Origin of the sequence: Kitasatospora sp. A2-31 (assembly GCF_022288725.1) — a bacterium.
GTDB lineage: Bacteria > Actinomycetota > Actinomycetes > Streptomycetales > Streptomycetaceae > Kitasatospora.
The window spans coordinates 171,189-197,162 of sequence record NZ_JAKNTA010000004.1 but is presented as its reverse complement, the minus strand read 5'-3'; the positions used below and the strand labels follow the sequence as shown (position 1 = coordinate 197,162).

7 protein-coding genes are annotated in these 25,974 nt (G+C 71.9%); 3 read left to right on the top strand and 4 right to left on the bottom strand.

Translation table 11 applies throughout. The annotated features are described in order from the left end of the window. Positions 1-45: 45 nt before the first annotated feature. The 3 genes from MCM47_RS13115 to MCM47_RS13105 all read left to right on the top strand — a co-directional run bounded on the left by MCM47_RS13115 (position 46) and on the right by MCM47_RS13105 (position 11,116). Entirely contained in the window at positions 46-9,546 is a 9,501-nt protein-coding gene (locus MCM47_RS13115) for a non-ribosomal peptide synthetase (protein ID WP_238861730.1), read from the top strand. Positions 9,547-9,643: 97 nt separating this feature from the next. Then, entirely contained in the window at positions 9,644-10,474 is an 831-nt protein-coding gene (gene ddaH / locus MCM47_RS13110; protein ID WP_238861729.1) for a dimethylargininase, read from the top strand. Positions 10,475-10,558: 84 nt separating this feature from the next. After that, a complete protein-coding gene (locus MCM47_RS13105) occupies positions 10,559-11,116 on the top strand; it encodes a hypothetical protein (RefSeq protein WP_238861728.1) in 558 nt (185 codons plus the stop codon). 80 nt (positions 11,117-11,196) lie between these two features. Here MCM47_RS13105 and MCM47_RS13100 read toward each other — a convergent pair whose 3' ends face one another. The 4 genes from MCM47_RS13100 to MCM47_RS13085 all read right to left on the bottom strand — a co-directional run bounded on the left by MCM47_RS13100 (position 11,197) and on the right by MCM47_RS13085 (position 25,965). Next, a complete protein-coding gene (locus tag MCM47_RS13100; RefSeq protein ID WP_238861727.1) occupies positions 11,197-12,027 on the bottom strand; it encodes an alpha/beta fold hydrolase in 831 nt (276 codons plus the stop codon). Positions 12,028-12,162: 135 nt separating this feature from the next. Then, positions 12,163-13,008 carry an ABC transporter permease gene (locus tag MCM47_RS13095; RefSeq protein ID WP_238861726.1) on the bottom strand — a complete coding sequence of 282 codons (846 nt, stop codon included), beginning with the start codon at positions 13,006-13,008 and terminating at the stop codon, positions 12,163-12,165. Further along, a complete protein-coding gene (locus tag MCM47_RS13090) occupies positions 13,005-14,018 on the bottom strand; it encodes an ATP-binding cassette domain-containing protein (RefSeq protein ID WP_238861725.1) in 1,014 nt (337 codons plus the stop codon). The genes MCM47_RS13095 and MCM47_RS13090 overlap by 4 nt, the downstream gene beginning before the upstream one ends. A gap of 187 nt (positions 14,019-14,205) precedes the next feature. Beyond that, the gene (locus tag MCM47_RS13085) at positions 14,206-25,965 is read right to left on the bottom strand and encodes an amino acid adenylation domain-containing protein (protein ID WP_238861724.1); all 11,760 of its coding nucleotides are present in this window, start codon (positions 25,963-25,965) and stop codon (positions 14,206-14,208) included. Positions 25,966-25,974: the final 9 nt, after the last annotated feature.

The following is a 25,974-nucleotide window of genomic DNA, read 5'->3' as shown; positions in this document are numbered from 1 at the left end:
CCTCATGGCTTGCCGGAGCACTGACTCTGATGGAGAGAACTGGTTGTGTCTGATCGACAGGACGGCTGGCTGCCGCTGACCCCCGCCCAGACCGGCGTCTGGTTCGCGCAGCAACTGAACCCGCAGAACACTGTCTTCAACCTCGGCGAGTACCTGGACATCAGTGGTCCGGTCGACGGGGACGTGCTGGAAGCCGCGCTTCGGCAGGTGATCGGCGAGGCCCAGACGCTGCGGGTTCGGTTCTCCCAGCTCGACGGCGCACCGGTCCAGCAGGTAGTGCCGGACGACGAGATCGGCTGGTCGCTGGAGCGCGTCGACCTCAGCCAGGAGGCCGACCCGCGGGCCGCCGCGCTCAGCCGGATGACCGAGGAGCTCGGCAGGCCGGTGGACCCGTTGGACGACCCGCTCTTCCACTTCGCCCTCTTCAAGATCGCGGAGGACCGGTACTTCTGGTTCTACCGCTACCACCACCTGCAGGCGGACGGCTTCACCGTCGTGCTGATCAGCCAGCGGGTGCCCGAGGTGTACTCGGCGCTGGTCCGCGGACTGCCGTCCCCGGCGAGTCCGTTCGGCCCGCTCGGCCAGTTGATCGCTGAGAACGCCGCCTACGGCGGATCCGAACGGCAAGCCGGCGACCGGGAGTTCTGGCTGGAGCGGATGGCGGACTGCCCGGAGCCGGTGAGCCTGTCCGGGCGACAGCCCGGCGCCGCTCTCGATCTGATCCACCGGACGGCCCGGCTCACCAGGCAGGAGACCGACGCGCTTCGTTCGCTGGGCCGTGAGGCCGGCGTGTCCTGGCCACCGGTCCTGGTCGCCGTCGTCGCGGCGTACCTGCGGCAGCTGACCGGCGAGGAGGACGTCGTCCTCGGCTTCCCGGTCTCCAATCGGCAGAGCGCCCTGGCCCGTACGACGCCGGGCATGGTGTCCAACGTGCTGCCGCTGCGGCTGGCCGTCCGGCCTGACACGACCGTCTCCGAACTGCTCGTCCAGACCTCGCGTGCCATGCGAGCACTCACCAAGCACCAGCGCTACCCGTACGAGGACCTGCGCCAGGACCTCGGGCTGTTCACCGAGGGACGGCGGATGGTCGGGTCGCACGTCAACATCGCGATGGTGGAGTCCGAACTCGCCTTCGGCGACCACACCGCCCGCCCCTGCACCCTGTCGACCGGGCCGACCGATGACCTGTCGTTCCTGGTGTACCAGCGGCATGTCGGCGAAGGCCTGCAGATCGACTGCGACGCGAACCCCGAGCTCTACGACACGACGGATCTCGCCGCGTACCACGACGGCTTCCTGGAGTACCTGCGCGAGCTCGCCGCAACCGACCCGGATCGGCGGCTGGACACGATCCCCGTGCCGGCCCGGGCCCGGCAGGCACGGGACCGAGCCCTCGCCGCGCTCACCGCCGCCACGGTCGCGGCCGGCCGGCCGGCCGCGACCGCGCCCACCGTGGACCAGGTCGACACCACTGCCCGCCGGGCGCCCCGCACCCCGCAGGAGGAGGTCCTCTGCGGCCTCTTCGCCGAGGTGCTGGACCTGGACGAGGTCGGGGTCGATGACAACTTCTTCCTCCTGGGTGGGCGTTCGCTCCAGGTGACCCGGCTGGTCAGCCGGATCCGGTCGGTCCTGCGGGCCGAGCTGGGGTTGCGCACCGTCTTCGAGAACGCGACCGTCGCGACGCTCGCCGAGCACCTGGGTGGCGCGCACGGCGCGAGGCAGGCGCTGCGCCCCGCCGAGCGCCCGGAGCACCTCCCGCTCTCCGCCGCCCAGAACCGGCTCTGGTTCCTCAACCAGCTGCAGCACGACGGCGCGGTCTACAACGACGGTGTGGCGATCCGGCTGACCGGCCGCCTGGACGCCGCGGCGCTGCGCGACGCCCTGGGCGACGTGGTGGCCCGGCACGAGAGCCTGCGCACCGTATTCCCCTCGGAGAACGGGCAGCCGCAGCAGCTGGTCCTCGACCCCGCGGCCGCCCGGCCGGCGCTGCCAGAGATCCCGATGGACCCGGCCGAACTCTCCGCCGCCCTCGCCGAGGGCGGTCGGCAGGGCTTCGACCTCGTCTCCGAACTCCCCCTGCGTGCAAGGCTGTTCCGACTCTCTGAGCAAGAGCACGTGTTCCAGCTGGTGGTCCACCACATCGCCTGCGACGGGTGGTCCGTGGCGCCCTTCACCCGGGACCTCTCCGCCGCCTACGGGGCCCGGTGCGCGGGAACAGCCCCGCAGTGGCAACCGCTGCCGGTGCAGTACGCCGACTACGTGCTGTGGCAGCGGGAGGTCCTCGGAAGCACCGCCGACCCGGCGAGCGAACTGACCCGACAACTGCGGTACTGGCAGGCCGCGCTCGACGAGCTGCCCGAGGAGATCGCCCTCCCCACCGACCGCCCGCGCCCCATGACGCCCAGCTACCGGGGCGGCCGGGTGCCGTTCAGCCTCCCCTCCCCGACCCACGACCGGCTCCGCGCCCTGGCGGCCGAGAGTCACGCCAGCATGTTCATGGTGGCCCAGGCCGGGCTGGCGGCCCTGCTGAGCAGCATGGGCGCGGGCACCGACATCCCGATCGGCAGCGTCATCGCGGGGCGCACCGACGAGGCGCTGCACGATCTCGTCGGCTTCTTCGTCAACTCGGTGGTACTGCGGACCGACGTGTCCGGCCGCCCCACCTTCCGTCAGCTGCTGGCCCGGGTCCGGGAGGCGGACCTCAGCGCCTACGCCAACCAGGACCTCCCGTTCGAGCAGCTGGTCGAGGAGCTCAACCCGGTCCGGTCACTGGCCCGCCACCCGCTGTTCCAGGTGGCGCTGGACGTGCAGGACAACGCGCGCCCGGCCCTGACCCTGCCGGGGCTGACGGCCGAATCCGAGATGCTGGACACCGAAACCGCCAAGTTCGACCTGATGCTGCGGCTCAGCGAGCAGGAGGGCGCGGACGGTGAGCCCGCAGGCATCCGGGGCAGCCTCGACTACGCCACCGACCTCTTCGACGAGACGACCGTCCAGGACCTCGTCACGCGGCTGGTCCGCATCCTGGAGGCGGTCGCGGCCGAGCCGGACGCGCCGGTGGACTCGGTGGAGACGCTGTCGCCGGCCGAGCGGCGAAAGCTGCTGGTGGAGTGGAACGACACCGCTCTGGCGCTGCCGCGCGCGACCGTCGCCGAACTCTTCCGAGCCCGAGTGGCCGAGGTCCCCGACAACACCGCGGTGGTCCTCGGCGAGGTGTCCCTCTCGTACCGGGAGCTCGACGAGCGGGCCGAGCGCCTGGCCCGGCTGCTGCGCGGGCACGGGGCAGGCCCGGAGCGGATCGTCGCGGCGCTGCTGCCCCGGTCGGTGGACCTGATCGTGTCCTTCCTGGCCGTCCAGAAGGCGGGTGCGGTCTACCTGCCGGTCGACCCCGGCTACCCGGCGGACCGGATCTCCTACATCCTCGGCGACGCCCGCCCGGTCCTGGTCCTGACCAGCACGGAAGCCGAGGCCTCGATACCGGGTCCGGTCGCGGACGGGCCGTCCCGGCTGCTCCTGGACCGGCTCCCGACCGGCGACACCGACCCGGCCGTGCCGACGCGCAGCCCGCAGGTCTCCGAGGCCGCCTACGTGATCTACACGTCGGGCTCCACCGGACGGCCCAAGGGCGTCGTGGTCACCCACGCCGGCGTGGCTGGCCTGGTCGCTGCCCAGCAGGAGCGGTTCGACATCCACCCCGACAGCCGGATCCTGCAGTTCGCCTCGCCGAGCTTCGACGCCTCCATCTCCGAGATCTGCACCGCCGTGCTGACCGGCGCGGCGCTCGTCCTGGCCACCCCGGGGGAGCTGGCCGCCGGCCGGCCCCTGTCCACCCTGCTCGCCGGACAGCGGGTCACGCACGCGACCCTGCCCCCCGTCCTGGTCGCGGCCCTGGACACCGACGCGCTGCCGCCCCGGATGACCCTGGTGACCGCGGGCGAGGCGTGCCCGGCCGACCTGGTGACGCGATGGGCACCGGGCCGTCGGATGATCAACGCCTACGGCCCGACCGAGTCCACGGTCTGCACCACCATGAGCTCCCCCCTCGCCCCGGGAACAGGGGTTCCGCCCATCGGCCGGCCGATCGCCAACATCCGCGTCTACGTCCTCGACGACGCGCTGCGCCCGGTCCCCCCCGGGGTGCCCGGCGAGCTCTACATCGCCGGCGGCGGCCTGGCCCGCGGCTACCTGCACCGCCCGGGCCTCACCGCAGAACGGTTCGTCGCCTGCCCCTTCGACGAGCCCGGCGAGCGGATGTACCGCTCCGGCGACCTGGTCCGTTGGAACCGGGAAGGCGAACTGGAGTACCTGCACCGCGTCGACGACCAGGTGAAGATCCGGGGCTTCCGGATCGAGCTCGGGGAGATCGAGGCCGTCGTAGCCCGCAGCGAGCAGGTCGCCCGCGCGGTCGTGGTCGTCCGGGAGGACCAGCCGGGCGACAAGCGGCTGGTCGCCTATGTGGTGCCGACCCCTGGCGGTGAGCCCGACCCGGCCGAAGTCAGGGGCGCGGTGGCCGCGGCCCTGCCCGACCACATGGTTCCGGCGGCCGTCATGGTGCTCGACGCGATCCCGACGACGGCCAACGGCAAGCTGGACCGCCGGGCGCTGCCCGCACCGGACTTCGCCGCGGACGCGACGGAGCGGACCGCACGCAGCCCCCAGGAGGAGCTGCTGTCCGGGCTCTTCGCCGAGGTCCTGGGCCTCACCCGGGTCGGCATCGACCGGAGCTTCTTCGATCTCGGCGGGCACTCACTGCTGGCGACGCGGCTGGTGAGCCGGATCCGCTCGGAGCTCGGTGCCGAGCTCACGGTGGCGGACGTCTTCACCGCGCCGTCCGTCGCCGCGCTGGCGCAGCGGCTCGCCGCCGCAGGCACGGCGCGCCGGGCCCTGACCGTCATGCCACGGCCGACGCGCATCCCGCTGTCGCCCGCGCAGCAGCGGCTCTGGTTCGTCAACCGCTTCCAGGAGGCGGGCGGCAACTACAACACCGGCCTCTCGCTGAGCCTGTCCGGACCAGTGGACCAGGCCGCCCTACGAGCCGCGCTGGGCGACGTCCTGGCCCGGCACGAGAGCCTGCGCACGGTCTTCCCCGACCTGGACGGGCAGCCGAGCCAGCTGGTCCTGAGCCCGGAACAGGCCGGTTTCGAACTGACGGTCACTCAGATCACCGCGAAAGAACGGGACGCCGCGGTGTCCCGGGCCGCTTCCAGCAGCTACGACCTGGCCGTCGATCCCCCGCTGCGGGCCTGGCTGTTCCAGCTCGGCCCGGAGGAGTTCGTCCTGCTGCTGGTGGTGCACCACATCGCTGGTGACGGCTGGTCGATGGCGCCGTTGTCGCGGGACCTGTCCGTCGCCTACCGGGCCCGCCGTGCGGGAACGGCGCCGGACTGGGAGCCGCTGCCGGTCCAGTACGCGGACTACACGCTGTGGCAGCGCGAGGTGCTGGGCGACCGGAACGACCCGGGCAGCCAGCTGGCCGGCCAGCTGGACCACTGGCGCAAGGCCCTCGCCGAGCTCCCGGAGGAGCTGGCGCTCCCGACCGACCGGCCGCGCCCGGGGCAGCTCAGCTACCGCGGCGAGACCGTCGAGGTCCGGATCCGCCCCGACCTGCACGACGCGGTCGCCCGGCTCGCCCGGTCCACCGGCAGCAGCGTGTTCATGGTCGTGCAGGCCGCGGTCGCGGCGCTGCTGGGCAAGCTGGGCGCCGGCGAGGACATCCCGATCGGCAGCGTGATCGCCGGACGCACCGACGAGGCGCTCGACGACCTGGTCGGGTTCTTCGTCAACACGCTGGTGCTGCGCACCGACCTCTCGGGCAACCCGAGCTTCCGTCAACTGGTCGAGCGGGTCAGGGAGACCGCCCTCGCCGCGTACGCCCACCAGGACCTTCCGTTCGAGCAGCTGGTCGAGGAGCTCAACCCGGCCCGCTCCCGGGCCCGGCACCCGCTCTTCCAGGTGATGCTGACGATGCAGAACACCCCCCAGGGTCGGCTCGACCTGGACGGGGTCTCGGTGTGTCCGCTGCCGTTGGAGATCGACACAGCGAAGTTCGACCTATCGTTCCAGCTCGGCGAGCTCTTCGATCAGCACGACGCGCCCGCCGGGATCGAGGGCGGGATCGAGTTCGCCACGGACCTGTTCGACCGCGGCACGATCGAGGAGTTGGCCCGCCGTCTGGAGCGGGTGCTGGAGGCGGTGACCGCCGACCCGGACCGCTCCCTGGGGACCGTGGACGTCCTGGGCCCGGCCGAGCGCGAACGGATCCTGACCGAGTGGAGCGCCACCGGCCACGGCACGCGGACGGGCACGCTGACCGAGCTCTTCGAGGCCCGGGCGACGAGTACTCCCGGGGCGATCGCGGTGGTGTGCGGGGAGACGGCGCTCTCCTACGGGGAGGTCAACGCCCGGGCGAACCGGCTGGCGCGGTTCCTTGTCGCCCGGGGGGCCGGGCCCGACCGGCTGGTGGGTCTGGCCCTGCCCCGTTCGGAGCAGCTGGTCGTCGCGCTGCTCGCGGTGCTGAAGGCCGGGGCCGGCTACCTGCCGGTGGACCCGGACTACCCCGCCGAGCGGATCACGTACATGTTCCGGGAAGCGCGGCCGGCGGTCGTGCTGTCCACCGCCGAGGCCGCCGCCTCCCTGGGCCCGGCACTGACGACGGACGTGCCCCTGCTGGTACTGGGATCGCCCGATGTGGACCTGTCGGGGCTCGCGGACGGTGATCTGACGGACGACGAGCGCGGCGGCGGGCTGACGCCGGGCAACCTCGCGTACGTGATGTACACCTCGGGATCGACCGGGATGCCGAAGGGCGTGGTCATCACCCACGCGGACGTCGTGGCACTGGCGACGGACAGCCGGTACGCCGAGGGCCACGAGGCCGTGCTGCTGCACTCCGCACAGGCGTTCGACGCCTCGACCTACGAGCTTTGGGTGCCGCTGCTCTCCGGCGGCCGGGTCGTGGTCGCTCCGGCGGGTGACCTGACCACTGTGACGCTCCGGGAGACCGTCGGCCGGCACGGGGTCCGCGCGGTGTGGTTGACGGCCGCACTGTTCCGGCTCTTCGCCGAGGAAGACCCCGGTTGCCTGAGCGGCCTGCGCGAGGTGTGGACCGGCGGCGACGTCGTCCCGGCCGAGGCCGTGCGCAGGGTGCTCGACACCTGCCCGGGCCTGGTCGTGGTGGACGGTTACGGCCCCACCGAGACCACCACCTTCGCCACCTCCTTCCGGATGGAGTCGGCGCAGCGCGTCCCGCAGTCGGTGCCGATCGGCCGCCCGATGGACTCCATGCGCCTGCGCGTGCTCGACGCCTCGCTGCGCCCCGTCCCGGCGGGTGTCCCGGGCGAGCTCTATGTCGCGGGCGTGGGTCTGGCCCGCGGGTACCTGCGCCGGCCGGACCTGACGGCCGACCGGTTCGTCGCAGACCCGTTCGGCGACCCGGGCGAGCGGATGTACCGCACCGGTGACCTGGTGCGCTGGACCGCCGACGGGCAGGTCCAGTTCATGGGACGCGCGGACGAACAAGTCAAGATCCGCGGCTTCCGGGTCGAACTCGGCGAGATCGAGGCCGCCGTCGGAAGCCACGCCGGGGTCGCCCAGGTCGCGGTCGTCGTGCGGGAGGACCAGCCGGGAGTGAAGCGCCTGGTGGCCTACCTGGTCGCCGCGACGGGCGGCGTCGACGTCGACGACGTCCGGGCGCTGGTCTCGGGTTCGCTGCCGGACCACATGGTGCCGGCGGCGTTCGTGACGCTGGACCGGCTGCCGCTCACAGCCAACGGCAAGCTCGACCGCCGAGCCCTGCCAGCGCCCGACTTCAGCGGCACGACCGGCGGGCGCGCTCCCCGCACCGACCGGGAGGAGTTGCTCTGCGCGCTGTTCGCCGAAGTCCTCGGGCTGGACCGGATCGGCATCGACGACAACTTCTTCGCCCTCGGCGGCGACAGCATCATGTCGATCCAGTTGGTCAGCCGGGCGCACAAGGCCGGCCTGGTGCTGCGGACCGGCGACGTGTTCCAGCACCAGACGGTCGCGGCTCTGGCCCCGGTCGCGGAAGCGGTCACCCGCCGGGTCGAGGAGGACCCGGACGCGGGTATCGGCCCGGTGCCGCTGACACCGGTCATGCACTGGCTGCGGGAGGCCGACGGGCCGGTCGACGGGTTCAACCAGGCCCTGCTGGTGCAGGCCCCGGCCGACTGCTCGTCCGAGCGGCTGGTGCGGACGCTCCAAGCGCTGCTTGAGCGCCATGACGCCCTGCGGCTGCACCTCACCCCGCTCGCCGACGGCGCCTGGGCGCTGGAGACGCTGCCACGGGGCAGCGTCCGGGCCGAGGACCTCCTGCGCCGGGTCGACCTGGCCAGCGCCGACATCCCCGCCGAGGCACGGGCCGCCCAGCGACGCCTGGCCCCGGAGGCCGGGACGATGCTCCAGGCCGTCTGGTTCGACGCCGGGCCCGGCACCGCCGGGCGGCTGCTGCTCATGCTCCACCACCTGGTGGTCGACGGTGTCTCCTGGCGGATCCTGCTGGAGGAACTGGCCCGGCAGTACGCGGCCGACGACCGGGAGGTGGACCACGGCCCGGTGGGGACCTCCTTCCGCCGCTGGGCCGAGCACCTCGTGACGGCCGCCCGGGAGCCCCGTCGGCTGGCGGAACTCCCGCTGTGGACCGACATCCTCGACGCGCCGCGGCCCACGCTGGGCTCACGGGAGCTCGACACGCGGCGTGACACCCTCGCGACCTCGCGGCAGCTCACGCTCACCCTGCCGGCCGAGCGGACCGAGCCGTTGCTGACCGCGGTGCCGGCCGCCTTCCACGCGGGCGTCAACGACGTCCTGCTGACCGCGTTCTCCCTCGCCGTCCTCGACTGGCAGGGGCGACAGGCGTCCGGACAGGGCGTCCTGCTGGACCTCGAAGGACACGGACGGGAGGAGATCGCCGAGGACCTCGACGTCTCGCGGACGGTCGGCTGGTTCACCAGCCTGTACCCGGTGCGGCTCGATCCCCGGGTCGACGCGGCGGACTGGCCGGAAGTCTGGGCGGGCGGCCCCGCGCTCGGCCGCGCCCTCAAGGAGGTCAAGGAGCAGCTGCGAGCCATTCCCGACCACGGTCTGGGCTACGGGCTGCTGCGCTACCTCAACGAACACACCGGCCCCGCGCTGGCGGCCCTGCCGTCGCCCCGGATCGGGTTCAACTACCTCGGCCGGATCGACGCGGCCGAGGGCGCCCGGGGCACCGCGGACTGGACCGCGCTGCCGGGCACCGATCTGGGCAACGGTTTCGACCCCGAGATGCCCTTCCGGCACGCGCTGGACCTCAACGCGGTGGTCCAGGACCACGCCGACGGCCCACGGCTGGTGGCCGTGTGGTCCTGGCCGCGGGAGCTGTTCGGGGAGGAGGAGGTGCGTGCCCTGGCCGAGACCTGGTTCCGCGCCCTGACCGCGCTCGTCGACCACGGGGCCGGCCCGGCCGCCGGCGGCTTCACGCCCTCCGACCTCCCGTTGGTCAACCTCAGCCAGCAGGATCTCGACCTGCTGCAGGAGGAATGGGGCTTCTGAGACGGCCCCGGGAGCCAGGCGGCTCCGTTCCCGACAGTCGACGCCCCGGCACGTACGACCGAGCCGTGCCGGGGCGCCCCAACCCCGAGGAGTTCCGATGAGCAACCAGTCAGGGGTTCGCAGCGCCCACCCCTACCACTACCTGATGTGCCGCCCGAGCTACTTCGAGGTGACGTACTCGATCAACCCGTGGATGGACCCCGACAAGCCGGTGGATGTGGACCTCGCCGTCCTCCAGTGGGAACGACTGCGCGCCCTCTACACGGAGTTGGGGCACCGGGTCGAGCAGATCGAGCCCGTTCCGGGCCTGCCGGACATGGTCTACGCCGCCAACGGCGCGACAGTGGTGGACGGCAAGGTCCTCGGAGCCCGCTTCCGCAACCCCGAGCGGCACGCCGAGGGCCCCGCCTACCTGGACTGGTTCCGGGCCCGGGGCTATCGGGAGACCCACGACCCGGTCCATGTGAACGAGGGCGAGGGCGACTTCCTCCTCGCCGGCACGTACGTGCTGGCGGGCCGGGGCTTCCGCAGCGTCTCCGACGCCCATGCCGAGGCCCAGGAGTTCTTCGGCCGTCCGGTGGTCGGCCTGGACCTCGTCGACCCGCGCTTCTACCACCTCGACACCGCGCTCTGCGTGCTGGACGAGGACGAGGTCATGTACTACCCGGACGCCTTCTCGCCGGGCAGTCAGGCGGTGCTGCGGCAGCTCTTCCCGGACGCCCTGCTGGCGAGCGAGGCCGACGCCCAGGCGTTCGGCCTCAATGCGGTCAGCGACGGCCTCAACGTCGTGCTGCCCGAAGCGGCCGCCGGCCTGGCGGCGAAGCTGCGCGAGCGAGGCTTCCAACCGATCGGGATGGACCTCTCCGAGCTGCTCAAGGGCGGGGGCAGTGTGAAGTGCTGCACGCTCGTACTCCGCGGCCGGAACTGACCACCACGGCCTCCCCCCCGCGGGGGACTCGGATCATCCCCTGGTCCGATCCGAGTACCCCGGAGATCACGAGACATTGGAATCATGGCAATCCAGATTGGTCACCCCACGACGGTCACGCGCCGCACCGAGCGGCCGGTTCAGCGGTGGGCCGATCTCGCCGCCCGCGCGATCCCCTGGGTCATCCTGCCTCAGGGCCTGTGGCGGTTGCCGTTCGCCTTCAACTTCACGATGGGTCAGCTGGACCCGGACGCGCCCGCGTGGGTCTGGTGGGCTGTGCCCTACACCTTCGGGCTCACCCTCGTGTCCGAAGCGCTGGCGTGGCTGAGCCTCGGCCTGGTCCGGTGGTGGGGCGAGGTCCTCCCGGCGTGGCTGCCGGTCATCGGGGGGAGGCGGGTCCCGCCGTTCGCCGCGATCGTCCCGGCCGCACTCGGCGGCCTGACGCTGAGCGTGGCGATGCTGATGGTCCTGCCGCTGTCCGTCCTGAGCGGCAGCTCCGTCAGCTACTCGAACGCCTGGTGGGGAGCCCTGGCGGGGGTCTGCTTCTCTCTCCTGGCCCTCTGGGGCCCCCTGCTGCTGGTGGTGACCTACGGCTACTACGTTCGACGCTGCCGGCCCGCGGCAGCGTCCGAGCGGGCCTGAGCCGGCCGGCGGCCCGAACGCACGTCAGGGGCGGTCCTTCCTCGGACCGCCCCTGACGTGCGTTCGGGGCCACTGCCGGCTCAGGCCCGGCCGCCCACCCGCTCCAGGATCTCCGCGGTGATCCGCTCCGGTGCCTCCTCCGGCTGCCAGTGCGAGACGCCCTCCAGCGTCACCAGCCGGTACGGGCCGCTGACGTGGTCGCCGGCCTTCTCCACGGCCTTCCTGCTCGCCGCCCGATCCCAGTCGCTGGAGATCAACGTGGTGGGCGCCGACACCATGCCGAGCCGCTCCGACGAGTCGAGGAGGCTGCCGGACCGGTACCAGTTCAGCGTGGCGTCCAGGACGCCCGGCTGGGTGTGCAGTGCCAGATAGCGCTCCACCTGGTCCTGGGCGACGGACGGGCCGAACAGTGACCGCAGCATGGCCGCGTCGTCGGCGAGCAGCGCCGCCGTACTCGCCTCGTCGGTGAAGAAGGCGATGTACTGGGACAGCTGACGCTGCACCGGGTCGTTTCGCAGGGCCCACCAGTACGCTTCGAGGTGCGGCATCGACATGGCGGTCAGCGTGCGCACCCGGCTCGGGTTCTCGGCGGCCAGGTACCAGGCGACCACCGCACCCCAGTCGTGGCCGACCACGTGGGCGCTCTCGACCCCCAGGGCATCGAGGACGCCGACCGCGTCAGCCCCCAGCAACGGCAGCGCGTAGGAGTCCGCGCCGGCCGGGCGGGCGCCGGGGGAATAGCCACGCTGATCGGGGGCGATGGTACGCAGGCCGGCCCTGTTCAGTTCGGGCACGATGGCATCCCAGGAATGCCGGTTCTGAGGGAATCCGTGCAACAGGAGAACGGGCTCGCCGTCTTCCGGGCCCGACACCTCGACGTCAAAGCGGAACTCACCGACCGGGACCTGCATGTGTCACTCCTTTGCACATCGCCCGACTGACTGTCAACTTATGCTCTAGGACTTCAATTACCGGCCGATACACACGGAGATCCGGGCCTCCCCGCGGACGGGGAAGGGGCCCGGATCTCCGTGCACCGGCAGTCTCTACTTCTTCGTGGCCGACTTCTCGAAGGCGCGGGTCGCCAGCGGAACGGCGATGGCGATCAGGGCCCCGGTCAGGATCAGGGCCATCGGCACCGGATGCTGCAAGGGGAACGTCTGGTGCGCCGACGTCGGTGCGGCGTTCCCGAAGAGCTTGCGGCTGGCCAGCACGACCGAGCTCACCGGATTCCAGCCGGCGATCCCCTGCATCCAGCCGGGCAGCCCGTCGAGCGGGATGTAGGCGTTCGACAGGAACGACATGGGCATCACGACTACGGCGCTCACGCCGTTCACCGCCGAGGCGTTGCGCAGCACCAGGCCGAGCAGCGCCCCCAACCACGAGGTCGCGAACGCGAGCAGGAGCAGCAGTCCGAACCCGGCCAGCATCGACAGGAAGCCTTCGTGCGTCCGCCAGCCGATGGCGAAGCCGATGACCGACATCAGCAGGAAGCTCCACGCCACCACGGCCACGTCGCTGGTCGTCCGGCCGATCAGCACGGCCGTACGCGAGATCGGCAGTGAACGGAAGCGGTCCATCAGCCCGTTGTCGAGGTCCGACACCACGCCCATGGCCGTGAGGCCCACGTTCCCCAGGACCACCTGGACGAAGATTCCGGCCATGATGTACTCCTGGTACTTCATGTCCCCCGGAACCTGCATGGCACTGCCGAACAGGAAGCCGAACACGATGACGAACACGGCGGGCATGAGGGTGAGCGTGATCAGCTGCTCGGGCGTCCGCTTGAGCTGGCGCATGTGACGGCCGATCAGGGCCGCCGAGTCGCTGATGGCCCCGGCGAGTCGGCCGGTGCCGGGAGCGTCCGCCCGGCCGCTTGCGATGTCGGTCATGCTGCTGCCTTTCCCTGCGGTTCCTGCCGGCCGTTGCGGCCCTGCGGTTCCTTCCGACCTGCCTCCTCGACCTCGGCGAGCTGTCCGGTGAGCGCGAGGAAGACGTCGTCCATGGACGAACGGCGCACCGCGAAGTCCACCGGCTCCACCTCGGCCGCCCTCATCTTGGCGGCCACCGCGGCGATGGTCTCCATCCCGCCGATCAGCGGCACCGAGACCCTGCGGCTCTCCTCCTCGACCGTCGGCTCCTCGGACGACACCGCGCCCATCGCGCCGACCACCGCCGGCAGTTCCAGGTCGGTGGCCACGGACACCTCCAGCCGCTCACCACCGACCTTGCGCTTCAGCTCGTCCGGGGTGCCCTCGGCGACGGGGCGACCCTTGTCGATCAGCATGATCCGGTCCGCCAGTTGGTCGGCTTCCTCCAGGTACTGCGTGGTGAGCAGGACGGTCACCCCGTTGTCCACCTGTTCGCGGACCATCCGCCACAGCACGATCCGGCTGGTCACGTCGAGCCCGGTGGTCGGCTCGTCGAGGAAGAGGACCGCGGGGGCCGCGACGAGGCTCGCCGCCAGGTCGAGCCGGCGCCGCATGCCACCCGAGTAGGTCTTGGACTGACGGTTCGCCGCGTCGGTCAGCTCGAACTGCTCCAGGAGTTCGTCCGCGCGGGCCCGAGCACGGCGGCGTCCCATGCGCAGCAGCACGCCGATCAGCGTGAGGTTCTCCCGTCCGGTGAGCATCTCGTCGACCGCGGCGTACTGACCGGTCAGTCCGATGCGGCGCCGGATCTCCCTCGGCTCCCGGGCCAGGTCGTACCCGGCCACGGTGACCCGCCCGGCGTCCGGGGTCAGCAGGGTGGCGAGAATTCGCACCGTGGTGGTCTTTCCCGCGCCGTTCGGGCCGAGGAGCCCGAGGACCGTTCCCGCCGGAACGGAGAGGTCGACACCACTCAGCACCTCGCGCTCGGCGTATTTTTTGCGGAGTCCCTCCGCAGAGATCGCTATGTCCATGCCTCATCACTCCGTAGGTTGCTGACTGGCCAACGACCGTTGGTCCGAGCGGAGTTGAACCGAACTCATCCAATCGAACGCGCGGGTCCGGTCACAAGGAAAGTGCAGCAAGTTGCCAGCGCGCGGTGACCGGCCCACCCGGTCGGCCGTTTCCTGCCTCCCGAGTGGGCCGGTCCCGCGGGGAGAATCAGCCGAGGGTCTTCAGCTTCTCGTACACCAGCCGGCCAATCTCCCGGGCGTGTTCCGGCTTCACCATGTCGCCGTGCAGAGCGTTCACCGGGTGGAACTCCATCCGTCCCTTCACCAGCGGTTGCCAGACCTCGCGCATGTGGGCGAGCGCCTCCTCCTCCGGGCTCGTGGCCGTCGAGACGAACACCATCAGATCCGCCTTGACGACCTCCGGCTTGAATTCCCTGGAGATCCGGAAATTGTTCTCGGTGACCTTCGCGAACGCGGACACGTGGTGCGGCTCCACGGTCGCCAAGGCACTGTCCTTGCTGCGGATGAGCGCCATGACCTCCTCGTGTTCCAGGACCCGGTCGGCGGGAATCCCGGCGACGTCGTGTCCGGCGAAGCTCAGCAGGGTCCGGTACATGTCCTGCTCGTCCGGAAGCTTCTGGTCGCCGGCGATCCAGGCCTCCTCGAAGGGCCCCTGGTCGAGGTTGACCATCAGGGCGACCTCCTCGCCCTCCGCCTCCAGCCGGGTGGCGATGGCGTGGATCGCGAGGCCGCCGAACGACCAGCCGAACAGGTGGTACGGACCGTGCGGCTGGACCGAACGGATCTGCTCGACGTAGTCGGCGGCCAGTTCGGTCATGCTCTCCGCGAGCTTCTCGCCGGGCTGGAACCCGCGGGACTGGAGCCCGTAGACCGGGTATTCCGAGCGGATCAGCTTCAGGAACACCCCGTAGCCCCAACTCAGCCCGCCGGCGGCGTGCACGAAGAAGATCGGCGGCTTGTCTCCGCTGGTCCGCATGGGCTGCAGGACGGCGAAGCTGTCCTGGTCCGCGTCACTGCCGAGGCGTTCGACGAGCTCGGCCACCGTGGGCGCCTCGAAGACCGCCCGGCTGCTGACCTTGACTCCCAGGACCGACTGGATGCGACTGACCAACTGGATGGAGATGATGCTGTCACCACCCAGCTCGAAGAAGTTGCCGTCGATCCCGACCCGGTCGACGCCCAGGACCTCGGCGAACAGACCGCAGAGCAGTTCCTCCTGCAGAGTGCGCGGGCCGCGCCCTTCGGGGGCCGTGCCGTAATCGGGTGCGGGCAGGGCCTTGCGGTCGAGCTTGCCGTTGGCGGTCAGCGGGAGGGCGTCCATGGGGACGAACGCCGCCGGGACCATGTAGGCAGGCAGTGCGGCGCCGACGTGTGCGCGCAGTTCGGCCATGCCGGGCGCGGCCCCGCCGGCCGTGACGACGTAGGCGACCAGGCGCTTGTCGCCGGGCTGGTCCTCGCGGACCACCACCGCCGCCCGGTCGACCTGCGGGTGAGCCCCGAGGGTGGCCTCGATCTCGCCCAGCTCGATCCGGAAGCCCCGGATCTTCACCTGGTCGTCGACCCGGCCCACGAACTCCAGTTGCCCGTCCGCTCGCCAGCGCACCAGGTCACCGGTGCGGTACATCCGCTCGCCCGCCCCGTCGAAGGGCGATGCCACGAACCGCTCGGCGGTCAGGCCCGGCCGGCCCAGGTAGCCCCGGGCCAGCCCCGCGCCGGCCACGTACAGCTCGCCCGCGACGCCTGCAGGGACCGGGCGCAGCGCCGAGTCCAGCACGTACACGCGGGTGTTGTGCACAGGTGTGCCGATCGGCGGCGTGCCCGACCCGGTCGTGAGCGGCAGGCTCGTCGTGGCCGCGACGGTGGATTCCGTCGGGCCGTAGGCGTTCACCATCCGCCGGCCGTCGGCCCAGCGCTCGGCCAGTTCGGCACTCGTGGCCTCGCCACCCACCACGAGCGAGCGGAAGGCGGGGAAGTCACCGGCGTCCACTGTCGCCAGCGCGGCCGGCGGGATCACCGCGTGCGTGACGTGGTGGGTCAGCAGCACCTCTGCGAGCACCTCCCCGGCCAGGGTCCCCTGCGGGGCGACCACCAGCGTGGCACCAGCCCCATAGCTCATGCACAGCTCCAGCACCGAGGCGTCGAAGCTGGGCGAGGCGTACTGCAGCACCCGGCTGTCGGCCGCCACGTCGTAGCGCTCCACCGCGGTGGCTGCCAACGACGCCAGACCGCGGTTGGTGACGACGACGCCCTTCGGGCGCCCGGTCGACCCGGAGGTGTAGATGACGTAGGCCGCGTGGGCCGGCGTCACAGCGACCTTCGGGTCCGCCTGTGACAGCCCGCCCGGCGACGTCAGGTCCACGCCGTCGAGCAGCAGTCGCGGTACCGCGACGTCCGCCGGGACCCGATCGGCCCGCTCGCCGTCCGTCACCACCAACGCCGGTGCCGCGTCCGCCAGGATGTAGCTGATCCGGTCCTGCGGGTACTCCGGGTCGACCGGCAGGAACGCCGCACCCGCCTTGGCCACCGCCAGCTGCGCCACCGCGATGTCCACAGACCGCGGCAGCAGCAGCGCCACCACGTGCTCCGGACCGACACCCCGCCTGGTCAGCACATCCGCCAACCGGTTCGCCCGGATGTTCAACTCCTCGTACGACAGCGACAGATCGGCCGAGACCACCGCCGTCGCCCGCGGCGCCCGCGACGCCTGGGCCTCGAACATCCCGGCCAGGGTCGTGGGCGCGACCGGCTTCTCCGTGGCGTTCCACTCACCCAGGATCCGCCCGCGCTCACCGGCCGACAGCACGTCCACCAGACCGAGCGGCCCGTCCGGATCCGCCGTCACCGCCTCCAACAACCGCACCAGCCGCGCCGCCATCTCCTCGACCGAGCCGCGGTCGAACAGGTCCTTGGCGAACCCGATCTCTCCGCCGAGTCCGGCCGGCAGCCCGTCCCGGCCGAACTGCTCGCCCAGCTGGAAGGACAGGTCGAACTTCGCCACGTCCAGGCCCATCGGGTACGGGACCAGCTGGACGCCGTCGAGGTCCGCCTGCTCGACGGTGTTGTTCTGGAAGGCGAGCATCACCTGGAAGAGCGGGTGCCGGGCCAGCGACCGGACCGGGTTGAGCTCCTCCACCAGCCGCTCGAACGGCACCTCCTGGTGGGCATAGGCCGACAGGTCGGTCTCCCTGACCCGCTCGACCAACTGCCGGAAGCTCGGGTTGCCCGAGAGGTCGGTGCGCAGCACCAGCGTGTTGACGAAGAACCCGACCAGGTCGTCGAGCGCCTCGTCGGTGCGTCCGGCGATCACGCTGCCGATCGGGATGTCCTCGCCGGCGCCCAGCTTGCCCAGCAGCGCCGCGACCGCGGCCTGCATGACCATGAACACCGACGCACCGCTGGAGCCGGCCAGCTCCACGACCCGCCGGTGGACCTCAGCGCTGAACTCCACCGACACCGCGTCGCCGCGGGAGCTGGCCACCGCCGGGCGCGGCCGGTCCGCCGGGAGCGCCAGCTCCTCGGGCGCCCCGGCCAGGGCACGCTTCCAGTAGTCCAGTTGCGCCGCCATGACGCTGCCGGGCTCGGACACCTCGCCCAGCACCTCGCGCTGCCACAGCGTGTAGTCCGCGTACTGGACCGGCAGCGGCTCCCAGTCCGGCGCCGTTCCCGCACGGCGGGCCCGGTAGGCGACGGACAGGTCCCGCGACAACGGCGCCATCGACCAGCCGTCACCAGCGATGTGGTGCACCACCAGCAGGAGCACCTGGTCGCCGGGCGCCACCCGGAACACCGAGGCTCGCAGCGGCGCCTCGCTCGCCAGGTCGAATCCCAGTTCCGCCGCGGCACTCACCCGCGCGGGCAGATCCGCCGGCGCCACGTCCTCGATCAGCAGGCGGGGCTCCGCCTCGCCGGGCGCCAGCACGTGCTGGCGGGGGCGTCCCTCCACGTCGGGGAACACCGTGCGCAGGCTCTCGTGCCGAGCCACCACATCGCACAGTGCCGCCTGCAAGGCGTCGAGGTCCAGGTCGCCCAGCAGGCGGATCGGCAGCGGCAGGTTGTAGGTCGCGCTCGGGCCCTCGAACCGGTTCAGGAACCACAGGCGCAGCTGCGCCGGCGACAGCGGAACCTCCTCCGGCCGCTCCATCACGCCCAGCGGACGGCGCGAGCCGCCGGCCGAGCCGATCCGGCCCACCAGCCCGGCGACCGTCGGCGTGTCGAAGACCGACCTGACCGCGAGCTCCACGCCGAACACCGAGCGGATCCGGCTCACCAGCCGGGTCGCCAGCAGCGAGTGCCCGCCCAGAGCGAAGAAGCCGTCGTCGATCCCGACACTCTCCAGGCCGAGCACCTCGGCGAACAGCCCGCACAGGAGCTCCTCGGCGGTGGTGCGCGGCCCGCGTCCGCCGGCTGAGCCGCCGGACTCGGGGGCCGGCAGGGCCCTGCGGTCCAGCTTGCCGTTGGCCGTCAGCGGCAGCGCGTCCATGGCCACGAACGCCGTCGGCACCATGTACTCGGGCAGCACCTGCGCCGTCCCGGCACGCAGGTCCTCCACATCCACGCCGTTGGCCTCGGCCACGACGTACGCCACCAACCGCTTCGTCCCGGGCTGGTCCTCCCGTACCACCACGGCGACCTGGGCTACCTGCGGGTGGGCGACGACGGCCGCCTCGATCTCACCCAGCTCGACCCGGTAGCCGCGGATCTTCACCTGGTCGTCCACCCGGCCGACGAAGTCCAGCTGTCCGTCCGCACGCCACCGCACCAGGTCACCGGAGCGGTACATCCGCTCGCCGGGCTCGCCGAAGGGACAGGCGACGAACCGCTCGGCCGTGAGGCCGGGGCGGTACAGGTAGCCGCGCGCCAGCTGGGTGCCGGCGAGGTACAGCTCACCGGCCACACCCACCGGGACCGGCCGCAGCGCCCCGTCGAGCACGTACGCCCGGGTGTTGCGCAGCGGTCGGCCGATCGGCGGCGTGCCGGAGGCCGGCTGGAGCGGTGCGCTCATCGTCGCCGCGACCGTCACCTCGGTCGGACCGTACGCGTTGATCATCCGACGGCCCGGCGCCCACCGGTCCACGATCTCCTGGGCGTAGGCCTCACCACCGGTCACCAGGCAGCGCAGAGTGGGGAGTTCCGCCTCCGGCATGGTGGCGACCATGGGGGCCGCCATCATCACGTGGGTGGCGTCCCGCTCGGCGATCAGCGCGGTCAGCTCTTCGCCCACCAGCTGGACGGCATCGGGTAGCACCAGCGTCGCGCCGCTGAGCAAGGTCATGGTGTGGTCGGCGATCGACGGGTCGAAGGTCGTCGACGCGACCTGGAGGATCCGGCTGCCGGCCTCGATCGCCAGGTTCTCGATGTGCGCGGCCGCCGAGTTCGCGATGCTCCGGTGGGAGACCACGACGCCCTTGGGCTGCCCGGTCGACCCCGAGGTATAGATCACGTACGCCGCGCCGGTCGGCAGCAGGCGCGCGGTCCGCTCGTCGTCGCGCGGCGAGCCGGCCGACTGCCGTGCCAGCTCCGCCCGGACGTCGTCGGTGTCCAGCAGGACGAGCGGCGAGGTGCCAGGGGGCAGACCGGTGCTTCCCGCCGAGGTCGTCACGATCACCGACGGCCGTGCGTCGGCGAGCACGTAGGCGAGCCGCTCGGCGGGGTAGTCCGGCCCGATGGGGATGAACGCCGCACCGGCCTTGAGCGTGGCCAGCTGTGCGACCACGAGGTCGAGCGAGCGAGCCAGGGCCAGGGCCACCACCTGCTCGGGGCCCACACCGCGGTCGATCAGCAACCGTGCCAGCCGGTTGGCGCGGGCGTCTAGCTCCGCGTACGACACCGACAGCTCCGACGAGACCACGGCGGGAGCCTGCGGCGTGCGGACCACCTGTGCCTCGAACAGATCCACGACGGTGTCCGCCGACTGCTCCTCCACGGTGTCACCGCCGCCGAGCAGCAGCCGCTCGCGCTCCGCCTCCGGCAGCACGGTGACCTGGGCCAGCGATGCGTCGGGGCGGTGTGCGAACTGTTCCAGCGCCCGTATCAGGTTGTGGATGATCCGCTCCGCCGCAGCACGGTCGAAGACGTCCGTCCGGTAGTCGGCCCGGACCAGGAGCCGTCCGTCGGCGGGGACCATCGACATGCCCAGCGGGTAGTGAATGGCATCGCCGCCCTCGACCGGGGACACCGCGAGGTCGCCGATCGAGTGCTCCAGCGCCTCGGAGTCGATCGGGAAGTTCTCGAACACCACGATCGTGTCGAACAGTTCGCTCAGCCCGGTGATCTCCTGGAGGTCGGTGAGCCCGACGTGCTGGTGGGAGACCAGCTCGGCCTTCTGGTCCTGGAGCCGGGTCAGCAGCGAGCCCAGCGTCTCGGCCGGGTCCAACCGGACCCGGACCGGCACGGTGTTGATGAACAGACCCACCATCGTCTCGATGCCGGGAATCTCCGCCGGCCGACCGGACACCGTGGCACCGAACACCACGTCGTCCCGGCCGGTCAGCTGGCCGAGGGTGATCGCCCAGGCGGCCTCCAGCACCGTGTTCAGCGTGACACCGTGGCCGCGGGCGCGGTCGCGGAGGGCGGCCACCAGCTCCTGCGACAGCTCCACGGCGATCCGCGCCGGGGCCGCCGCTGCCCGGCCGGGGACAGCGGGAGCCAGCAGCGTCGACTCCTCAAGGCCCTCGAGCGCCTGCGCCCAGGCGGACCTGGCCGCCGTCTGGTCCTGCCCGGCCAGCCAGACCAGGTAGTCGCGGTACGGCGTGACCCTCGGCAGACCGGAGTCGTCACCGCCCTGCTGGTAGAGCTGGAACAGCTCGCCCAGCAGGATCGGCGTGGACCAGCCGTCCAGCAGGATGTGATGGTTGGTGATCAGGAACCGGTACCGGTTCGACCCCAGCGCGATCAGGGTGAACCGCATCAGCGGGCCCGCGGCGAGGTCGAAGCGGCGCTGCCGGTCCTCGGTCGTCCGGCGCTCCAGCTCGGCCCGGCGGTGTTCGGCCGACAGTCCGCGCAGGTCGACGTCCGACCAGGGCAGCTCCACGGTGTGCGGGATCACCTGGACGGCGTCGCCGTTGCCCTGCGTACGGAACGAGGCTCGCAGGTTGGTGTGCCGCCTGAACAGCGTGGCCACCGCCAGCCGCAGCGCCTCCCGGTCCAGCTCGCCCTCGATGTCCAGCGCGAGCTGCACGGTGTAGACGTCCGAGGCCTGCTGGTCGTAGAGCGCGTGGAAGAGAAAGCCCTTCTGCAGGGGGGCCAGCGGCAGCACGTCCATCAGCTGCGGCTGCTGGGCCTCCAGCTCGTCGATCTCGTTCTGCGCCAGGCTGACCAGCGAGAGGTCGGAGGGGGTGTACCCGCCCGTGCCCTGCTGTTCGGTGTGGGTGACGATGGCCTCCAGCGCCCGGAACCAGGTCTCGGCCAGGTCCCTGACCTCGTCCTCGGCGAAGAGCTCCTTCGGCCAGGTCCAGTTGGCGGCCAGACGCACGCCCTCGGGGCTCTCCTGGGCCACCGCGTTCATCTCCAGGGCGTGCGGGAGCGGCATGTCGCCGTCGGCACCGCCGCCCAGGGGCGTGGTGTCGCCGTCGGCGTCCTCCTCGGACGCGGCGGCGCTACCCAGTCGGCCGAGGTAGTTGAAGCCGACCTGCGGGGTGGGGAGCCCGGCCAGGACCTCGGCCGTCTCAGGGTTGAGGTGGCGCAGCAGCCCGTAGCCGGCGCCGTTGTCGGGCAGTGCCCGCAGCTGCTCCTTCACCGCCTTGACCGCCCGGCCCACCATCGGGCCGCCGGACCACACCTGGTCCCACTCGTCCGCCGACACCCCGGGATCCAGCCGCACCGGGAACAGGCTCGTGAACCACCCCACCGTTCGGGACACGTCGGCCCCCGGGACCAGCTCCTCGCGGCCGTGGCCCTCAAGGTCGATCAGCGCACTCGCCGTGTCCTCCCCGCGACGCCGCCGCCAGTCCACCAGCGCCAGGGCGAAAGCCGTCAGCAGCACGTCGTTGACGCCCGCGTGGAACGCCGCCGGGACCCGGGTCAGCAGGGGGCCCGTCACCCGCGCCGGCAGGGACAGCACCAGGCCGCCGGCGTTCGCCACGACATCCCGTCGTGGGTCCAGCGGCCGGGCGCACAGCGGGGCGTCCCGGCCCTGGAGCATTCCGGTCCAGATCTCCATCTCGGCGACGCGGCTCGGCGACGACGCCTCCTTCACCAGGCCTTCGGCCCAGGCCCGGAACGACGTCCCGACCGGCTCCAGGTCCGGCTTGCGTCCCGCGCGGACGGCCTCGTGCGCCGCTGCCAGGTCGGGCATGATGATCCGCCACGACACGCCGTCCACCACCAGGTGGTGGGCCATGAGCAGCAGTTGCCCCGGTGCGCCGGACCCGGCGTCGAACCAGACCGCCTGGAGCATGACCCCGGCCTCCGGGTCCAGCCGGCTCTGCGCCGCGCGCCACGCCTCGGACGTGACGGTACGCAGCTCGCCGCCGGCCAGGCCGGTGACGTCCACCCGGTGCAGGATCCCGTCCGCCGGCACGGCACCGCGCGGCATGACCGCCAGTTCCCACGTTCCGCCGGACCGGGAGAGCCGCATCCGCAGGGCGTCATGGTGGTCCACCACGGCTTGCACCGCGGCGGTCAGGTCCGCGACACCGCATTCACCTGCGGTGGGCATCACCATTGCCTGGTTGAACCCGTCGATCGGCCCGCCGCCGTCGCGCAGCCGCCGGATGATCGGCGTCAGCGGGACCCGGCCGATGCCCGAGTCCGAGCCGTCGGCGGGACCGGTCGGGTCCACGTCCTGCACGACCGCCGCCAGGGCCTCCACGGTGCGGTGCCGGAAGACGTCCCGCGGGGTCAGCACCAGCCCGGCGCGTCGAGCGCGGCTGACCAGCTGGATCGAGATGATGCTGTCGCCGCCCAGGGCGAAGAAGCTGTCGTCGATCCCGACCTTCTCCAGGCCCAGGACCTCCGCGTAGAGCCGGCACAGCAGTTCCTCGCGGGCGTTGCGCGGTCCGGCCCCGCCGACCAGGGTGGCGAAGTCGGGGGCGGGCAAGGCCTTGCGGTCGAGCTTGCCGCTCGGGGTCAGCGGCAGGGCCTTCAGCTGTACGAAGGCGGCCGGCACCATGTACTCGGGCAGCACCTCTGCGACGGTGGCCCGGAGGGCGTCGGTGTCCACGCCGTCTGCCGCCGGAACCACGTAGGCCACCAGGCGCTTGACGCCCGGCTGGTCCTCGCGCACCACGACCGCGACCTGGTCCAGCGGGGCCCGGGCGGCGATGACGGACTCGATCTCCCCCAGCTCGATCCGGAAACCGCGGATCTTCACCTGGTCGTCGATCCGGCCCACGAACTCCAGTTGCCCGTCCGCTCGCCAGCGCACCAGGTCACCGGTGCGGTACATGCGCTCGCCCGGGGCACCGTAGGGATCCGCCACGAACCGCTCGGCGGTCAGGCCCGCCCGCCGCAGGTAGCCGCGGGCCAGACTGGCGCCGGAGACGTAGAGCTCGCCGGCCACTCCCTCGGGAACCGGACGCAGCGCGCCGTCGAGCACCCGCACGCGCGTGTTGCGGAGCGGGCCGCCGACGACCGGCCGCGGGCTGTCCGCGATCCGGCAGTACAGCGTGTCCACGGTGCACTCGGTCGGCCCGTAGAGGTTGTAGGTGTTGACCTCCGCCAGCAGCTGCAGCTCCTGCCAAAGCGCGTCGCCGATCGCCTCGCCGCCGAGCAGCAGCACCCGCGGCCGCGGTCCGTCGCCCTGCAGCGCTCCGCCGGCCAGGACCTGCTGTGCGTAGGTCGGCGTGAAGTTGAGGACGTCGATGCCCTCACGGGCGCTGTAGCGCAGCAGCGCCTCGGGGTCCCGCCGCACCTCCTCCCGGACGACGTGCAGCTCGTGGCCGGCGAGCAGCCACAACAGGCCGTCCAGCGAGGCGTCGAAGGTGAACGCCGCGGTCAGCGCGAACCGGAACCGCCGTCCCCCGGCGGCCCGGACCTCCGGCTCGATGACGCCGGCCCGCTGGCTGTGGAACAGGCCCACGAGCGAACCGTGAGTGACCGCGACGCCCTTGGGCGTGCCCGTGGAGCCCGAGGTGTGGATCAGGTACGCGATTCCTTCGGGGGTGAGCGGCGCCGTCCGGTCGGCGTCCGTCAGGTTCGCGTCGGACGTTGCGGACAGCCGCTGAACGGTCTCGGGGTCGTCGAGGACGACCTCGGTCATCCCCGCCCAGACGTCCGGAAGTTCGGCCGCGGTGCCGGCCAGCGTGATCAGGGCGGCCGGCCGGGCGTCCTCGACCAGGAAGGCGATGCGGTCGGCGGGGTATTCCGGGTCCACCGGCAGATAGGCGGCACCGGACTTCAGCACCGCGAACATCGCGACGACCATCTCCAGCGACCGGGGCAGGGCCAGCGCGACGATCCCCTCGGGGCCGTTGCCACCGTGCGCGAGCACCCTGGCGAGCCGGTTCACGCGGCTATTGAACTCCGCGAACGTCAGCGCTTCGCCGTCACAGACCACGGCCACCTCGTCCGGCGTCCGCTCGGCCTGCCGCTCCAGCACCTCGACCACGGAGTGCGCCGGCACCGGCCGCACCTCAGCACCTGTCCCCAGGGTCAGCATGCGCTGCTCGCGCTGGGGTGTCAGCAGCCGCAGCTGCCCGACGGGAAGCTCGGAGTTCGTCCTCACGTCGCCCAGCACCCGCAGCAGGCCCTCGGCGACGAACTCGACCAGGCCGGGGGCGACCGCCTCGGGGCGGTAGCTCAGTGCCAGTTCCATGGAGTCACTGAGGATGACGGCGAGCCCGAGCGGGTAGTGGGTGTCGTCACGGCTCTGGCTTCCCACGATGCCGAGGTTGCCGGCCGACTTCTGGAGCCGCTGGGAGTCGACCGGGTAGTTCTCGAACACGACGAGGGTGTCGAAGAGCTCGCTGTGCCCGGTGAGCCGCTGGATGTCGCTGAGGCCCAGGTGCTGGTGCGGCATGAGCTCGGCCTGCTGGTCCTGGAGTCGGGCCAGCAGGGAGCCCAGGGTCTCGGCCGGGTCCAGCTGGACCCGGACCGGCAGGGTGTTGATGAACAGGCCCACCATCGACTCGATGCCGGGGATCTCCGCCGGCCGGCCGGACACCGTCGCGCCGAACACCACGTCGTTGCGGCCCGTCAGGTGTCCGAGTAGCAGGGCCCAGGCCGCCTGGACGACCGTGTTGACGGTGACGCCCGCCTTACGGGCCCACTGGGCGAGCTCCGCCGTCTCCTCCCGCGACAGCCTGACCGAGTGATGCTCGGAGGAGGCCGTCAGCTCGGGCAGGTCCGGTCCGGCCAGCAGGGTGGGCTCATCCAGCCCCTTGAGCGCCTGCTGCCAGGCCGCCTCGGCGGCGGAGCGGTCCTGCCGCTCCAGCCACGCGAGATAGTCGCGGTAGGGCGTCACCCTCGGCAGCTCGGAGACGTCGCCCTTGCTGCCGTACAGCTCGAAGAGCTCACCCACCACCCGCGCCATGGACCAGCCGTCGAGCAGGATGTGGTGATTGGTGATCAGGAACCGGTAGCGGTCCGCACCTGTGGTGATCAGCGTGAAACGCATCAGCGGGGGTGCACCGAGGTCGAACCGCCGGGTCCGGTCCTCCTCCACCAGCCGGGCCAGTTCCCGGTCACGGTCGGACTCCGGCAGGCCGCCGAGGTCCACCTCGTGCCACGGCAGCGTCACCTCGCGCGGGATCGCCTGGACCGGTTCGCCGGTCTTCCGGTAGAGGAACCCGGCCCGCAGGTTCGCGTGGCGCCGGAGCACCGCGGCGGCGGCACCCGACAACGCTTCGATGTCGAGAGCGCCCTCGATGTCGAAGGCGAGCTGGATCGTGTAGACGTCGGTGCCCTGCTGGTCGTACAACGCGTGGAACAGCAGGCCCTTCTGCATCGGCGACAGTCCGAGGACGTCTTCGAGCCCTGGCTTCTTGTTCATCTCTTTGCCGTTCGTCATCATGCTCTC

Excerpts from the sequence above, each read along its gene's own strand:
- ddaH (WP_238861729.1), top strand. The coding sequence starts at position 9,644 with ATGAGCAACCAGTCAGGGGTTCGCAGCGCCCACCCCTACCACTACCTG.
- MCM47_RS13100 (WP_238861727.1), bottom strand. The coding sequence starts at position 12,027 with ATGCAGGTCCCGGTCGGTGAGTTCCGCTTTGACGTCGAGGTGTCGGGC.
- MCM47_RS13090 (WP_238861725.1), bottom strand. The coding sequence starts at position 14,018 with ATGGACATAGCGATCTCTGCGGAGGGACTCCGCAAAAAATACGCCGAG.
- MCM47_RS13085 (WP_238861724.1), bottom strand. The coding sequence starts at position 25,965 with ATGACGAACGGCAAAGAGATGAACAAGAAGCCAGGGCTCGAAGACGTC.
- MCM47_RS13095 (WP_238861726.1), bottom strand. The coding sequence starts at position 13,008 with ATGACCGACATCGCAAGCGGCCGGGCGGACGCTCCCGGCACCGGCCGA.
- MCM47_RS13105 (WP_238861728.1), top strand. The coding sequence starts at position 10,559 with ATGGCAATCCAGATTGGTCACCCCACGACGGTCACGCGCCGCACCGAG.